This window comes from Nocardioides sp. Leaf307 (assembly GCF_001423135.1).
Classification (GTDB): domain Bacteria; phylum Actinomycetota; class Actinomycetes; order Propionibacteriales; family Nocardioidaceae; genus Nocardioides; species Nocardioides kribbensis.
This window is the reverse complement of sequence record NZ_LMNY01000003.1, coordinates 560,722-575,606: the sequence shown is the minus strand read 5'-3', so window position 1 is coordinate 575,606 and position 14,885 is coordinate 560,722. Positions and strand designations below refer to the sequence as shown.

Genomic DNA, 14,885 nt, shown 5'->3' with positions numbered 1-14,885 from the left:
GGCGGTCACGCGGGGGTCTCCTCGGTGGTGGAGGACGGCGCCGGCGCGGCGTAGGCACCGCGGTAGTAGTCGCCCTCGTCGTCGCCGAGCAGCATCGCGTGGGGCGGCTGCTCCATGCCGGGCAGCAGCGGCGCGAGGAGGTCGGACTTCTCGTAGATGAGGTCGGCGCGGTTGTCGTCGGCCAGCTCGTACTCGTTGGTCATGGTCAGCGCGCGGGTCGGGCAGGCCTCGATGCACAGCCCGCACAGGATGCAGCGCAGGTAGTTGATCTGGTAGACGCGGCCGTAGCGCTCACCGGGACTGAAGCGACCGGAGTCCTCGCCGTCGGGGCCGGGACCGTCGACGTTGGAGGCGCCCTCGACGTAGATCGCGTCGGCCGGGCACGCCCAGGCACAGAGCTCGCAGCCGATGCACTTCTCCAGGCCGTCGGGCCAGCGGTTGAGCTGGTGGCGACCGTGGAAGCGCGGGGCGGTGGGCTGCTTGTCCTCGGGGTACTGCTCCGTGACGACCTTGCGGAACATCGTGCGGAACGTGACGCCGAAGCCGGCGACGGGGTCCCAGAACTGCTCCTTGAGCGTGGGGCCCTTCTCCGGGTCCCGCTTCGCGGGCTGGGCGGGTGTCGAGGCGGACATCAGTGCTCCTCCCCCGCACCGGCGGGGACGGTCGCGGGGGCCGAGTCGGACGACACGGCTCCCGGTGACGGGCTGGTGGACGCGAAGCGCAGCGGCGCGGCCGCCCCGCGACGGGCGCCGCCGGCGGGCATGGGCGGCACCGGGAAGCCGCCGGGGCGGGCCGCGGCGGTGTCGGGCGCCTCCTCCGGCTCGCCCTCGCGGGCGGAGAAGGCGAACAGGGCACCGAGCAGGACCACCGCGACGCCGACGGCGATCGCGAGGCTGACCGGGTCGCGCAGCTCGGCGAACCAGCCCTCGTTGCGCGCCAGGCGCATGGTGGCCACGGCCACGGTCCACACCAGCGCGACCGGGATGAGCACCTTCCACCCGAAGGCCATGAACTGGTCGTAGCGCAGTCGCGGCAGCGAGCCGCGCAGCCAGATGAAGAAGAAGATGAAGACGAGCATCTTGGCGAAGAACCAGACCACCGGGACGTAGCCCTCGTTGGCGCCCTCCCAGACCCGCTCGATGCCGAAGGGCGCGCGCCAGCCGCCCAGGAACAGCGTCGTCGCCACGGCCGAGACCGTGGCCATGTTGATGTACTCGGCGAGGAAGAACAGCGCGAACTTCAGCGAGGAGTACTCGGTGTGGAAGCCGCCGACCAGCTCGCCCTCGGCCTCGGGGAGGTCGAAGGGCGCGCGGTTGGTCTCGCCGACCATCGCGATGACGTAGATGACGAAGGAGGGCAGCAGGATCAGCCCGAACCACACGTCGCTCTGCGCCTCCACGATCTGCGAGGTCGACATCGACCCGGCGTAGAGGAACACCGCCACCAGCGCGAGGCCCATCGCGACCTCGTAGGAGATCATCTGGGCGCTCGAGCGCAGCCCGCCGAGCAGGGAGTACGTCGAGCCGCTCGACCAGCCGCCCAGCACGATGCCGTAGATGCCGATCGAGGCGATCGCCATCACGAACAGCACCGCGACCGGCATGTCGGTGAGCTGCAGCGGGGTGGTGCGGTCGCTGAACGGCACCCCCACCTCGGGGCCGAAGGGGATGACCGCGAAGGTCACGAAGGCCGGGATGACGGCCAGGACCGGCGCGATCACGAAGACCACCTTGTCGGCGGCCTTGGGGATGATGTCCTCCTTCAGCGCCAGCTTCACGCCGTCGGCCAGCGACTGCAGCAGGCCGAAGGGACCGTTGCGGTTGGGGCCGATGCGGTGCTGCATGCGCGCCACGACGCGCCGCTCCCACCAGATGTTGAACAGGGTCAGCAGGACCAGGACCACGAAGATGGCCACGGCCTTGACCAGCACCAGCCACCACGGGTCCTGCCCGAAGGCGGAGAGGTCGTCGGGGGTCACAGCTCGGCTCCCTTCACGGTGACGCGGGCACCCGGCGAGGCCAGGTCGGCCAGCACGCCCCGCCCGCTGGAGCGGGTGGGCACCCACACCACGCCGTCGGGCAGGTCGGCGGCCTCGGCGGGCAGGGTGACGGACCCGCGGTCGCCGGTGAGGGTGACCACCGGCCCGAGGGCGTCGAGCACGGTGCGCGGCACGCGGGCCACGGCGGGCCGCGCGGTGGCGGCGAGGTGCTTGTCGCCAGCCTGCATCGCGCCGTCGTCGAGCAGCTGCTTCCAGGTCGCGAGCACCGAGCCGGGGGCGCCCGCGGCGGTGGTCAGCGGGTCGTCGGTGCTCGGGGTGTCCAGGGCGCTCACCGGCGCGAAGGTCGCCCGCTCGCCGTCCCAGGGCCCGATCTCGGCCATCTCCGCACGCACCTCGGCGACCGTGCGGAAGCCGAGGGCGGCGCCGCGGCCGAGCCGGGCGAGCTCCTCGGCGATGCCGGAGAGCACCCGCAGGTCGGGCAGCGCGCCGGCCTCGGCCAGCACGGCCTCGAAGGGGCGGGGCCGGCCCTCCCAGGTGACGAAGGTGCCGGCCTTGCCGACCACCGGCGCGACCGGGAACACGACGTCGGCCGCGCGGGTCACCTCGGTCTCGCGCAGCTCCAGGGCCACGACGAAGCGGGCGGCCTCTACGGCACGGCGGGTCGCGTCGGGGTCGGCGGTGTCGTCGGGGTCGACGCCACCGACGACCAGGCCGCCGACCTCCCCGGTCAGCAGCGCCGCGACGATGGCGTCGGCGTCGCGACCGGGCGTCTCGGGCACGCTCTCGACGCCCCAGGAGGTGGCGGCGTCGACGCGGGCCGCCGCGTCGGCGACCGGACGGCCGCCGGGCAGCAGGCTCGGCAGGCAGCCGGCCTCGAGCGCACCGCGGTCGCCGGCGCGGCGCGGCACCCAGGCCAGGCGGGCGCCGGTGCGGGCGGCCAGCTCGGCCGCGGCGGTGTAGGCGCCGGGCACCGTGGCCAGCCGCTCGCCCAGCAGCACGACGGCGCGGGAGTCGATGCCGTGGTCGGCGTGCCCCAGCAGCCCGCGCAGCGCGCCTGGCTCGCGACCCGGCACCGTCTGCACGAGGGTGCCGGACAGCTTGCGCAGGCCGCGGGTGGCGAAGGGGGCGATCGACACGACGCGCAGCCCGCGGCGCGAGGCCTTGCGCAGGCGCAGGAAGAGCGTGCCGGCCTCCTCCTCGGGCTCGAGGCCGACGAGCACCACGCTGGAGGCCCGCTCCAGGTCGGCGTACGTGACGCCGCCGTCGCCGGGGCCGGTGAGCACGACGTGGCCGGCCAGGAAGGACTCCTCCTCGGCCGAGAGCGGGCGGGCGCGGAAGTCGACGTCGTTGGTGCCGAGCGAGACGCGGGCCAGCTTGGCGTAGGCGTAGGCGTCCTCGGCGGTGACCCGGCCGCCGGGCAGGACGGCGCAGGCACCGGCCGCGGCGAGCCCACGGGCGGCGACCGCGAAGGCCTCCGGCCAGGACGCGGGGCGCAGCGAGCCGTCGCCGCCGTTCTCGACGCGGTCGCGCACCCGGGGGTAGGTGATCCGGTCGGGCTGCGTGGCGTAGGTGAAGGCGAAGCGGTCCTTGTCGGTGATCCACTCCTCGTTGACCTCGGGGTCGTTGCCGGCGAGACGGCGCATCACCTTGCCGCGGCGGTGGTCGACGCGGATCGCGGCGCCGCAGGCGTCGTGCTCGGCCACCGACGGGCTCGAGACGAGGTCGAAGGGGCGCGAGCGGAACCGGTAGGACTCCGAGGTCAGCGCCCCGACCGGACAGATCTGGATGGTGTTGCCGGAGAAGTACGACAGGAACGGCGCGTCCTCGGCGATGCCGATCTGCTGCTGCGCGCCGCGCTCGACCAGCGCGATGAAGGGGTCGCCGGGGATCTCCTCGGCGAAGCGGGTGCAGCGCTGGCACACGATGCAGCGCTCGCGGTCGAGCAGCACCTGCGGGGAGAGGTTGATCGGCTTGGGGAAGGTGCGCTTGACCCCGCCGCTGCCGGAGCCGGCGAAGCGCGACTCGCCGCGCCCGTTGCTCATCGCCTGGTTCTGCAGGGGGCACTCGCCGCCCTTGTCGCACACCGGGCAGTCGAGCGGGTGGTTGACCAGCAGGAACTCCATGACCCCCTGCTGGGCCTTGTCGGCGACCTCGCTGGTGGCCTGGGTCTCCACGACCATGCCCTCGGCCACCGGCAGGGTGCAGGAGGCCTGCGGCTTGGGGAAGCCGCGGCCGTTGCCGGCGTCGGGCACGTCGACCAGGCACTGGCGACAGGCGCCGACGGGCGCGAGCAGCGGGTGGTCGCAGAAGCGCGGGATCTGCACGCCGACCTGCTCGGCGGCGCGGATGACCAGGGTGTCGCGCGGCACGCTGACCTGGATCCCGTCGATGGTCACCGAGACCAGGTCGGTGCGCTGCTCGACGTCGCTCATGCGAGCGCCTCCTGTCCGGCCCAGGCGGTGGAGCGGGCCGCGTCGAAGGGGCAGCCGCCGTGGGTGAGGTGGGCGAGGTACTCCTCGCGGAAGAACCTGATGGAGCTGGTGATGGGGCTGGTGGCGCCGTCGCCCAGGGCGCAGAAGGAGCGGCCCAGGATGTTGTCGCACTGGTCGAGCAGGAGGTCGAGGTCGGCCTCGCTGCCCTGGCCGCGCTCGAGCGCGGCGAGGGTCTGCACGAGCCACCACGTGCCCTCGCGGCACGGGGTGCACTTGCCGCACGACTCGTGCTTGTAGAACTCCGTCCAGCGCAGCACGGCGCGCACCACGCACGTGGTCTCGTCGAAGAGCTGGATGGCGCGGGTGCCGAGCATCGTGCCGGCCGCGGCCATGCCCTCGAAGTCGAGCGGCAGGTCGAGGTGCTCGGCGGTGAGCAGCGGCGTCGAGGACCCGCCGGGGGTCCAGAACTTCAGCTCGTGGCCCTCGCGGATGCCGCCGGCCAGCCCGATCAGCTCGCGCAGCGTGATGCCGAGCGGTGCCTCGTACTGCCCGGGGCGGGTGACGTGGCCCGAGAGGGAGAAGATGCCGAAGCCCTTGGACTTCTCAGTGCCCATCGAGGCGAACCACGCGGCGCCGTGACGCACGATGCTGGGCACCGAGGCGATCGACTCCACGTTGTTGATCACCGTGGGGCTGGCGTAGAGACCCGCGACGGCCGGGAAGGGCGGGCGCAGGCGCGGCTGCCCGCGACGACCCTCGAGGCCCTCGAGCAGCGCGGTCTCCTCCCCGCAGATGTAGGCGCCGGCACCGGCGTGGACCACGACGTCGAGGTCGAAGCCGGAGCCGTGGATGTCGCGTCCGAGGTGGCCGGCGGCGTAGGCCTCGGCCACCGCGGCCTGCACCCGGCGCACCACGTGCAGCACCTCGCCGCGGATGTAGATGAAGGCCGTGTGGGCCCGGATGGCGACGCAGCTGATGATCACGCCCTCGACCAGGGTGTGGGGCGAGGCCATCATCAGCGGGACGTCCTTGCAGGTGCCCGGCTCGGACTCGTCGGCGTTGACGACGAGGTACTTCGGCTTCGGGTTGTCCTGGGGGATGAAGCCCCACTTCATGCCCGTGGGGAAGCCCGCCCCTCCCCGCCCGCGCAGGCCGGAGTCCTTGACCTCGGCGATGACGTCGTCGGGGCTCATGGTGAGCGCGCGGCGCAGGCCCTCGTAGCCGCCGCTGGCGGTGTAGGAGTCGAGGGTCCAGCTGCGCTCGTCGGCCCACGTGGCGGTGAGCACGGGGGTCAGGGTGTCTGGTGCGGTCATGTCGCCTCTCCCTTCTCGGCGGCGGTCTCGGACGAGCCGCTCTCCGCCTCCACGACGGCCTGCTCGGCCTGGTTGTCGTCGGACTCGCGCGCGGCCGCGAGCTCCTCGCCCGGCTCCTCCGGGACGGCGTCGGCCGCACCGTCACGGTCCGACGGGGGCGCCGACCAGCCGCGCTCACGGGCGATGCCGAGCCCGACCAGCGAGGCCGGTCCGGCCGACGGCCCCTCGTCGGCGCGGCCGTCGGGGAAGCCGGCCAGCACCCGCTCGGCCTCGCGCCAGGTGCAGATGCGCGGGCCCCGGGTCGAGGTGACCTCCCGCCCGGCGCGCAGGTCGTCGACCAGGTCGACCGCCGAGGTGGGCGTCATGGTGTCCATGAACTCCCAGTTGACCATCATCACCGGGGCGTAGTCGCAGGCCGCGTTGCACTCCAGGTGCTCCAGCGTCACGGTGGCCCGGTCGCCGTCGCGCAGCCGGGTGGTCTCGTCGTTGCCGACGTCGAGGTGCTCCTTGAGCCGGGCGAAGATCTCGTCGCCGCCCATCACCGCGCACAGCGTGTTGGTGCAGACCCCCACGTGGTAGTCGCCGACCGGCTTGCGCTTGTACATCGTGTAGAACGTCGCGACCCCGCTGACCTCGGCCGCGGAGATCCCGAGGATGTCGGCGCAGGTCTCGATGCCCTCGGGGGTCACCCGTCCCTCGACCGACTGCACGAGGTGGAGCATGGGCAGCAGGCCCGAGCGGGCCTCGGGGTAGCGCGCGGCGATCGCCGTGAGCTCGTCGTAGGTCTCCTGGCTGATCATCAGCGGTCCACGCCTCCCATGACGGGGTCGATGCTCGCGATCGCGACGATGACGTCGGCGACCATGCCGCCCTCGCTCATCACGCTCGTGGCCTGCAGGTTGGTGAAGGACGGGTCGCGGAAGTGGGCGCGGAAGGGGCGGGTGCCGCCGTCGGAGACGACGTGGGCTCCGAGCTCCCCGCGAGGCGACTCCACCGGCACGTAGGCCTGGCCCTCCGGCACCCGGAAGCCCTCGGTGACCAGCTTGAAGTGGTGGATGAGGGCCTCCATCGACTCGCCCATGATGTGGCGGATGTGGTCGAGGCTGTTGCCCATGCCGTCGGAGCCGATGGCCAGCTGGCTGGGCCAGGCGATCTTGCGGTCGGCGACCATGACGGGCGCGCCCTCGAGGCCGGCGAGCCGGGCCGCGGCCTGCTCGACGATCCTCAGCGACTCCCACATCTCCGCCAGGCGCACCCGGAAGCGGCCGTAGGCGTCGGCGGTGTCCCAGGTCTGGACGTCGAAGTCGTAGTCCTCGTAGCCGGAGTAGGGCTGGGTCTTGCGCAGGTCCCACGGGTAGCCGCTGGCGCGCAGCGGGGGTCCGGTGAGACCCAGGGCCAGGCAGCCCTCCAGGTCGAGGTGGCCGACGCCCTCCAGGCGGGCCTTGAAGATCGGGTTGGCGTTGCACAGCGCGGCGTACTCCGGCAGGCGCTTCTTCATCAGCGCCACGAAGGAGGCGATCTCCTCCAGGGCTCCGGCGGGGAGGTCCTGCGCCACGCCGCCGGGACGGATGAAGGCGTGGTTCATACGCAGCCCGGTGATGAGCTCGAAGAGGTCGAGCACCAGCTCGCGCTCGCGGAAGCCGATCGTCATCACGGTCAGCGCGCCGATCTCCATGCCGCCCGTGGCGATGGCCACGAGGTGGGAGGAGATGCGGTTGAGCTCCATGAGCAGCACCCGCATGACCTGGGCCTTCTCGGGCACGTCGGCCTCGATGTCGAGCAGCCGCTCGACGCCGAGGACGTAGGTGGCCTCGTTGAAGAACGGGCTGAGGTAGTCCATGCGGGTGCAGAAGGTCACGCCCTGCACCCAGGAGCGGTACTCCATGTTCTTCTCGATGCCGGTGTGGAGGTAGCCGATGCCGCAGCGGGCCTCGGTGACCGTCTCGCCCTCGAGCTCGAGGATCAGCCGCAGCACGCCGTGGGTCGAGGGGTGCTGGGGGCCCATGTTGACGACGACGCGCTCCTCGGCGTCCTCGGCCAGGCCCTCGGCGATCTGGTCCCAGTCCTGCCCGGTGACCGTGAAGACACGGCCCTCGGTGGTCTCGCTGGTGCCGGCGTACAGGTCTTCCTGGGTCGTCATGCTGACCTCCGGGGACGGTGGGCGAGGGAGTGGCTGAGGGCGCGGGCGTGCCGGTGCGGGGAGCGCATCAGCTGTAGGAGCGGCGCTGGTCGGGCGGGGGGACGGTGCCGCCCTTGTACTCGACCGGGATGCCGCCGAGGGGGTAGTCCTTGCGCTGCGGGTGGCCGGGCCAGTCGTCGGGCATGAGGATCCGGGTCAGCGAGGGGTGGCCCTCGAAGAGCACGCCGAACATGTCCCACGTCTCCCGCTCGTGCCAGTCGGCCGTGGGGTAGACCGGCACCAGCGACGGCAGCCGCGGGTCGGTGTCGGGCACCGCGACCTCGAGGCGGATGCGGCGGTTGTGGGTCATCGACAGCAGGTGGTGCACGACGTGGAGCTCGTGGCCGGTGTCGGCGGGGTAGTGCACGCCGCTCACGCTCGAGAGCAGCTCGAAGCGCAGCCGGGGCTCGTCGCGCAGCAGCCGCGCCAGCACCAGGAGGTCGTCGGGACGCACGTGGAAGGTGATCTCGCCCCGGTGCACCACGACGCTCTCGACGGCCCGCTCGACGCCGGCGTCGCGCGCCGCGACCTCGAGGGCGTCGGCGACCTCGTCGAACCAGCCGCCGAAGGGGCGCGCGGTGGCGGCGGGGTGGCGGACGGCCGCGCGCAGGCCGCCGTAGCCGCTGGTGTCGCCGGAGCCCTTGACACCGAACATGCCGCGCCGCTCGCCGACCTGGCGCACCGTCTGCGAGCCCGGCTGGCCCTCGGGCGGTGCCGGGAGATTCTCCGGGGACTGGTCGGTGGCGGCCTGGTCGACCGTGCCGCGGGCGCCGCCCTGCGTGGGCTCGTCGGCGGGGCTCATCGCAGCAGGCCCGTGCGGTCGGAGGTCGGCAGCGCGGTGAGCGCCTCGGCCTCGAGCTCGGCGATCTGCGCGGCGCGGTTGGCGCCGAGCTTGGTGGCCTGGACCTGGTCGTGGAGCTTGAGGATGGCGTCGATGAGCATCTCGGGGCGCGGCGGGCAGCCCGGGAGGTACATGTCCACGGGCACGACGTGGTCGACGCCCTGCACGATCGCGTAGTTGTTGAACATGCCGCCGGAGCTGGCGCACACGCCCATGGCGAGCACCCACTTGGGCTCGGCCATCTGGTCGTAGATCTGGCGCAGGACGGGCGCCATCTTCTGGCTGACCCGGCCGGCCACGATCATGAGGTCGGCCTGGCGGGGGCTGGCCCGGAAGACCTCCATGCCGAAGCGGGCCAGGTCGTACTTCGGACCGCCGCTGGTCATCATCTCGATGGCGCAGCAGGCCAGGCCGAAGGTGGCGGGCCAGAAGGAGGCCTTGCGCATGTAGCCCGCGACGCCCTCGACGGTCGTCAGCAGGACGCCGCTGGGGAGCTTCTCCTCGATACCCATCAGTGCTGTCCTCTCGGTCCCACGCGGATCAGTCCCACTCGAGGCCGCCGCGACGCCAGACGTAGGCGTAGGCGACGAACACGGTGGCGATGAAGATGACCATCTCGACTAGACCGAAGAGGGCCATCGCGTCGAAGTGCACGGCCCACGGGTAGAGGAAGATGATCTCGATGTCGAAGACGATGAAGAGCATCGCGGTGATGTAGTACTTCACCGGGAAGCGGCCACCGCCGACGGGCTGCGGAGTGGGCTCGATGCCGCACTCGTAGGAGTCGAGCTTGGCGCGGTTGTAGCGCTTGGGCCCGGTCAGCGTGCTGACGGCCACCGAGAAGACGGCGAAGCCGGCGGCCAGGGCCGCCAGCACCAGCACCGGTGTGTAGAGCTCCATCGTCCGACCTCCCGTGGCACACGTCCGTGTCGACGCGCCCCGAGCGATGCCCGACGAAAGCCCCTTGTGGCCTTGTGAAGAGAATCACTAAGTGGCGCGGGACACATACTGCCACTCGCTCGCGGGCGTGGCGACCCGGGGGTGGTCTCGGTCACATTCCGTGTCGGCGGGGAGTCGTGCGCGGCGCTGACCTGCGGATTTAACGCACTCCGGGCTTGCGTTAATGGCCGACGACGCGACCCGGCCGGCCCGGCCGGTCGCCGCCGGTCCCGGGTCGGTCCCGGGGTCGGGCCCGGGTGGGCTCAGGCGGTGGCGCGGTGGAGGGCGACGACGCCCCCGGTGAGGTTGCGCCACTCGACGCCGGTCCAGCCCGCCTCGGCGACGAGGTCGGAGAGGCCCTGCTGGTCGGGCCAGGCCCGGATCGACTCGGCGAGGTAGACGTAGGCGTCGGGGGCCGAGGAGACGGCCCGGGCGATCGGCGGCAGGGCCTTCATCAGGTACTCGAGGTAGACGGTGCGGAAGGGCGCCCAGGTCGGGTGGCTGAACTCGCAGACCACCAGCCGGCCACCGGGCCGGGTCACGCGGCGCATCTCGCGCAGGCCTGCCAGCGGGTCGACGATGTTGCGCAGGCCGAAGGAGATGGTCACGGCGTCGAAGGTGGCGTCGGCGAAGGGCAGCCGCGTGCCGTCACCCGCGGTGAAGGGCAGGTGGGGCCGGGCCCGCTTGCCCACCCGGAGCATCCCGAGGGAGAAGTCGCACGGCACGACGGTGGCACCGCGGTCGTGGAAGGGCTCGCTCGAGGTGCCGGTGCCGGCGGCGAGGTCGAGGGCGCGCTCGCCCGCGACCGGCGCGACGGCCTCGATGACGTCGTGGCGCCAGCGGCGGTCCTGGCCCAGCGAGAGCACGTCGTTGGTGACGTCGTAGCGACGCGCCACGGTGTCGAACATGCGACGGACGTCGATGGGTTGCTTGTCGAGCTGCGCACGGGCCACGCCCCCGAGGTTAGCCCGCGTCCACGCACCGCACCCCACCGCACGCCGCCATCCGCACCGCACCACCGCACCGCACCGCGCCACCGGGCGAGCGCCGGGAGGGCGCCGGGCGACCGCCGCCGGGACCCGGGCAACCGGAGGTCCTCCTCGTGCGTCTCCCTGGTGACCGGCTCGACCCTGTCGGCCACCCCCACACCACGAGGACCTCCCATGCCCCTGCTGCGCCGCCTCTCCCTCGCCCTCGGCCTGGCCGTGGCCCTCGTCCTGGTCGCCGTGCTCGGCGCGACCGCCCTCGGCGGGTCCGGTGGGCACGAGCGCTCCGACCGCGCAGGGGTCGCCGACCCGCGACCCGGCGCTGCGGCCGAGCGCCGGCCCGCCCCGCCCGCGACCGCGCCCACCCCCCGGTCGACGCCGACGACCACGACCGCGCCCACGCCGCCGCCGCCGCCGCCGACAGCCACAGCCACAGCCACAGCCACGCCGTCCCCCACACCCGAGCCGGTGCCCGGTCCGGCACTCCTCTCGCCCGGCGACGACGGCGCGGAGGTGCGCGAGCTCCAGGCCCGGCTGGCCCAGATCGACTGGTTCGACGCCGGGCTCACCGACCACTACGGCGAGATCACGGAGGCGGCGGTGCGCGGCTTCCAGGCCAAGCGCGCGATCCCGGTCACCGGCGAGGTCGACCAGCGCACCATGGACCGGCTGCTGGCCATGACCACCGAGCCCACCGACGCCGAGCTCGAGGGCCGCACGCAGCAGGCCGGTGCCCTCGACCCGCGCTGCCTCCAGGGCCGGGTGATCTGCGTCGACAAGAGCACCAGCACGCTGCGCTGGGTCGTCGACGGCGAGGTGCTGCGTACCCTCGACGCCCGCTTCGGCGCCGCCGGGACCCCCACCCGCGAGGGGGTCTTCGAGGTCTACCGGATGAGCCGCGACCACGTCTCGAGCCTCTACGACACCGCGATGCCCTACGCCATGTTCTTCTCCGGCGGACAGGCCGTGCACTACTCCCCCGACTTCGCCGCCACCGGCTACGCCGGCGCCTCGCACGGCTGCGTCAACACCCGGGACCTCGCCGGGGTAGCCGCACTCTTCGACGAGGTCCGGCTGGGCGACGACGTGGTCGTGTACTGGTCCTGAGTCCGCGCCGGCCGGCGGTCGTGGCCGGCGCGTGACCGGCACGTGAGGCGTCGATGAGACGGGTGAGAGCCCTCTCATCGGCGCCTCACGCGTGCCTCACCGGGCCGCCGCAGAGTTCTTCTCGTCGCCCCACCGGGGTGGCCGCCCCGGCCTCAGGGCCGGGCGGACCGCACGAGAGAGAAGAGACCGTCATGGCACGCTCCAGCATCTTCACCGCCGTCAAGCCGGCCACCATGGCCCGCCGCGCCGACACCGACAGCCGCGACGGCGGCCGTCGCCGGCGCCGCCGCCGCAACCGTCGCAACCGCAGCCGCTCGCGCTCGCGCACCAACTGAGGCCTCGGCTCACCGGTCCGCCGACACCCGTCGGCGGGCCCGGACGACGGGGGTGGCTCCCACGCAGCGAGCCACCCCCGTCGCGGCCGTTCCCACCACCGGAGGAGACCCCCGATGCGCCGAGCCTGGCGGAGGCTGATCGCCTCGCTGCGCCCCGCGGCCGACGCCGCGCCCGTCGTCGACGCGGCCCGGCAGCTGACCGTGCTCGCCGTCGTACGCCGCTTCTGGCCACGACTGCGTCCGCTGCGCGGCTGGCTGGCCCTTGGGCTGGTGCTGCTGGCGGCCGCCCCGGCCATCGAGGTCGTCGAGATCGTGCTCTTCCAGCGCCTCGTCGACGACGTGCTGGTGCCGGCCGACTTCTCCCCGCTCCTCACCCTCGCCGCGGCCTACCTCGCGCTCAACCTCGCCAGCGGCCTGGTCTCGAGCGCCGACGACTACCTGTCCACCTGGGTCTCCCAGCGCTTCCTCGTCGACCTGCGGCGCGACGCCTTCGAGCACGTCCTGCACCAGCCCGCCACCGTGCAGGACCGGCGCCGCCTCGGCGACACCATGGCCCGCCTGACCTCCGACGTGAGCGCGGTGGAGAGCTTCATGGTCGGCCAGCTCGCCACCGGTCTGGGCGCCCTGCTGCGGCTGGTGCTCTTCGTGGGCGCGCTGCTGTGGCTGCAGTGGGAGCTCGCGCTCGCCTCGCTCGTGGTCGTGCCCGTCTTCTGGTGGGTCTCCAGCCACTTCGCCCGATTCACCCGCGACGTCTCGCGCGAGCGCCGCCGCCGCGGCGGCTCCCTGTCGAGCATCACCGAGGAGAGCCTGGCCAACGCCACGCTCGTGCAGACCTACGGCCGCGAGCGCGAGGCCGTCGCCGACTACGACCGGCAGAACCGCGCGATCGCCGCGGCCGAGCTGGCCGGCAGCCGTGTGCGGGGCCTCTTCCTGCCGCTCGTCGACCTGGCCGAGCTGGTCGGGGTGCTGCTCGTGGTGACCCTCGGGGTCTGGGCGCTCTCCACCGACCGCCTCACCCTCGGCGGGCTGCTGGCCTTCCTCACCCTGCTCATGCAGTGCTACCGCCCGGTGCGCGACCTCAGCGACCTGGTGCCGTCGCTCTTCTCGGCCACCGCCGGCGTCGAGCGCCTCGTGGAGCTGCTCGACGAGCCCCGCGCGGGAGACCGGGCGGGGGCCACCGCGCTGCCCGGCGGCCGGGGCGCCGTGGACCTGAGCGCCGTGACCGTGCGCTACCCCGGCGCAGCACGCGACGCCGTCAGCGGGCTCGACCTGCACGTCGCGCCGGGCGAGCGGGTCGCGGTCGTGGGCGCCAGCGGCTCGGGCAAGTCGACCCTCGCGCGGCTGCTGACCCGTCAGGTCACCGCCGACGCCGGCGTGGTCGCCGTCGACGGCCACGACGTCGCCGACCACACCGCGACCTCCGTGCGCGCCGCGGTCACCCTGCTGCTGCAGGAGCAGCTTCTGCTCGACGCCAGCGTCCACGACAACATCGCCTACGCCCGGCCCGGTGCCACCCGCGCCGAGGTGCGCGCCGCCGCCCGGGCCGCCGACGCCCATGCCTTCGTGGAGCGGCTCCCCCAGGGCTACGACACCCGGATCGGGCAGCGCGGACGCACGCTCTCGGGTGGCCAGCGCCAGCGCCTCTCGCTGGCCCGTGCGCTGCTGCGCGAGAGCCGGGTGCTGGTGCTCGACGAGCCCACCACCGGGCTCGACCCCGACGCCACCCGACGGCTGCTGGAGGCCGTCACCGATCCTGCGCTGGGGCGCACGGTGCTGCTGCTCACCCACGACCCGCTCGTCCTGGAGTACGTCGACCGCGTCGTGCGGCTCGAGGACCTCGCCGACCACCCACCGGCCGACCCGGCCGACACGGTGCCCGTCGCCGCGGCGGTGTCCCGGTGAGCGGGCCGCGCCCGGGGAGGCTCCTCGCGGGCGGTCGCGACGCCGTGCCGGGACCCGCGCCGGAGGTCGCCCCCGGCGAGCCGCTGCTGCCCGGCTACCGCGCGGTGCACCGCCTGGCCCACGGACGCCGCCTCGACACCTGGGACGCCTACGACGAGGAGCGCGGCTGCCGCTGCGTGGTCAAGGTCGTGCGCGCCGACCGTCGCCACGAGCGCGAGGTCGTCGACGGGGTCCTGCGCGAGGGCCGCATCGTGACGACGCTGACCCACCCGCACCTGGTGCGCGGCTACGCCGTGCTCACCGACCCGCGTGCGGCGGTCGTGCTCGAGACCCTGCGCGGCGCCACCCTGGCCGCGGTCGTCGAGGAGGGCGCCCTGGGCGTCGAGGACACCGCCCTGCTCGGCCTGCAGCTGGTCTCGGTGCTGGGCTACCTGCACCGCCACGACTGGCTGCACCTCGACCTCAAGCCGGGCAACGTCGTGGTCGAGCACGGCAAGGCGGTGCTGCTCGACCTGAGCCTGGCCGCGCGACCCGGTGCGGGCCGCCCGGGCGCCGGCACCCCCGGCTACCTCGCCCCGGAGCAGGTCACCGGCGAGGGCCTCGCGCCCGCGACCGACGTGTGGGGGCTCGGCGTGCTGCTGCGCGAGGCGCTCAGCGGCGAGGAGCCGACACCCCCCGCGCGCTGGCGGGCGCGGCGTACGGCCCCGGTGCGGGTGGCGTCCCACGCACCGGCGGAGCTGGCGAGGCTGCTGGCGGCGTGCGGCGACCCCGACCCCGCGGGCCGCCCGCGGCTCGTCGACGTGCGCGCCGTGCTGGCGGCGTACGCCGACGACGGCACGCGCCTGCCCTGAG

General features: G+C 73.6%; 14 protein-coding genes. 4 read left to right on the top strand and 10 right to left on the bottom strand.

Annotation, left to right across the window (positions count from 1 at the left end):
• Positions 1 to 5: 5 nt before the first annotated feature.
• The 10 genes from nuoI to ASF50_RS17465 all read right to left on the bottom strand — a co-directional run bounded on the left by nuoI (position 6) and on the right by ASF50_RS17465 (position 10,656).
• The gene (nuoI, locus tag ASF50_RS17510) at positions 6 to 632 is read right to left on the bottom strand and encodes an NADH-quinone oxidoreductase subunit NuoI (protein ID WP_082503334.1); all 627 of its coding nucleotides are present in this window, start codon (positions 630 to 632) and stop codon (positions 6 to 8) included.
• Positions 632 to 1,978 carry an NADH-quinone oxidoreductase subunit NuoH gene (gene nuoH, locus ASF50_RS17505; RefSeq protein ID WP_056905331.1) on the bottom strand — a complete coding sequence of 449 codons (1,347 nt, stop codon included), beginning with the start codon at positions 1,976 to 1,978 and terminating at the stop codon, positions 632 to 634. Before nuoH ends, nuoI begins: the two co-directional genes overlap by 1 nt.
• Entirely contained in the window at positions 1,975 to 4,431 is a 2,457-nt protein-coding gene (locus tag ASF50_RS17500) for an NADH-quinone oxidoreductase subunit G (protein ID WP_056905330.1), read from the bottom strand. Before ASF50_RS17500 ends, nuoH begins: the two co-directional genes overlap by 4 nt.
• Positions 4,428 to 5,744, bottom strand: a complete 1,317-nt coding sequence (nuoF, locus tag ASF50_RS17495; protein ID WP_056905329.1) for an NADH-quinone oxidoreductase subunit NuoF — start codon at positions 5,742 to 5,744, stop codon at positions 4,428 to 4,430. Before nuoF ends, ASF50_RS17500 begins: the two co-directional genes overlap by 4 nt.
• Positions 5,741 to 6,544 (bottom strand): NADH-quinone oxidoreductase subunit NuoE, encoded by an 804-nt coding sequence (gene nuoE, locus ASF50_RS17490; protein WP_056864822.1) that lies wholly within the window; start codon positions 6,542 to 6,544, stop codon positions 5,741 to 5,743. Before nuoE ends, nuoF begins: the two co-directional genes overlap by 4 nt.
• Positions 6,544 to 7,884: an NADH-quinone oxidoreductase subunit D gene (locus tag ASF50_RS17485; RefSeq protein WP_056905328.1), complete on the bottom strand. Its 1,341-nt coding sequence runs from the start codon at positions 7,882 to 7,884 to the stop codon at positions 6,544 to 6,546. The genes nuoE and ASF50_RS17485 overlap by 1 nt, the downstream gene beginning before the upstream one ends.
• 67 nt (positions 7,885 to 7,951) lie before the next feature.
• Positions 7,952 to 8,725: an NADH-quinone oxidoreductase subunit C gene (locus ASF50_RS17480; protein ID WP_056905327.1), complete on the bottom strand. Its 774-nt coding sequence runs from the start codon at positions 8,723 to 8,725 to the stop codon at positions 7,952 to 7,954.
• Entirely contained in the window at positions 8,722 to 9,276 is a 555-nt protein-coding gene (locus tag ASF50_RS17475; RefSeq protein ID WP_056864825.1) for a NuoB/complex I 20 kDa subunit family protein, read from the bottom strand. The genes ASF50_RS17480 and ASF50_RS17475 overlap by 4 nt, the downstream gene beginning before the upstream one ends.
• 28 nt (positions 9,277 to 9,304) lie before the next feature.
• Positions 9,305 to 9,664, bottom strand: coding sequence for an NADH-quinone oxidoreductase subunit A (locus tag ASF50_RS17470; protein WP_056864826.1), 360 nt, complete (start codon positions 9,662 to 9,664; stop codon positions 9,305 to 9,307).
• Between the two features lie 302 nt (positions 9,665 to 9,966).
• Positions 9,967 to 10,656 (bottom strand): demethylmenaquinone methyltransferase, encoded by a 690-nt coding sequence (locus ASF50_RS17465; protein ID WP_056905326.1) that lies wholly within the window; start codon positions 10,654 to 10,656, stop codon positions 9,967 to 9,969.
• Positions 10,657 to 10,866: 210 nt separating this feature from the next.
• Here ASF50_RS17465 and ASF50_RS17460 point away from each other — a divergent pair, with 210 nt between their 5' ends.
• The 4 genes from ASF50_RS17460 (at position 10,867) to ASF50_RS17450 (ending at position 14,884) form a co-directional block, all read left to right on the top strand.
• Complete coding sequence (locus ASF50_RS17460) at positions 10,867 to 11,796, top strand: L,D-transpeptidase family protein (RefSeq protein ID WP_056905325.1); 930 nt, start codon at positions 10,867 to 10,869, stop codon at positions 11,794 to 11,796.
• A 191-nt stretch (positions 11,797 to 11,987) separates the two neighbouring features.
• Entirely contained in the window at positions 11,988 to 12,131 is a 144-nt protein-coding gene (locus ASF50_RS19180; protein WP_156697935.1) for a hypothetical protein, read from the top strand.
• A gap of 114 nt (positions 12,132 to 12,245) precedes the next feature.
• Positions 12,246 to 14,033, top strand: a complete 1,788-nt coding sequence (locus ASF50_RS17455; protein WP_056905324.1) for an ABC transporter ATP-binding protein — start codon at positions 12,246 to 12,248, stop codon at positions 14,031 to 14,033.
• On the top strand, positions 14,030 to 14,884 hold the full coding sequence (locus ASF50_RS17450; RefSeq protein ID WP_082503333.1) for a serine/threonine-protein kinase: 855 nt from the start codon (positions 14,030 to 14,032) through the stop codon (positions 14,882 to 14,884). Before ASF50_RS17455 ends, ASF50_RS17450 begins: the two co-directional genes overlap by 4 nt.
• The last annotated feature ends 1 nt before the right edge of the window (position 14,885 follow it).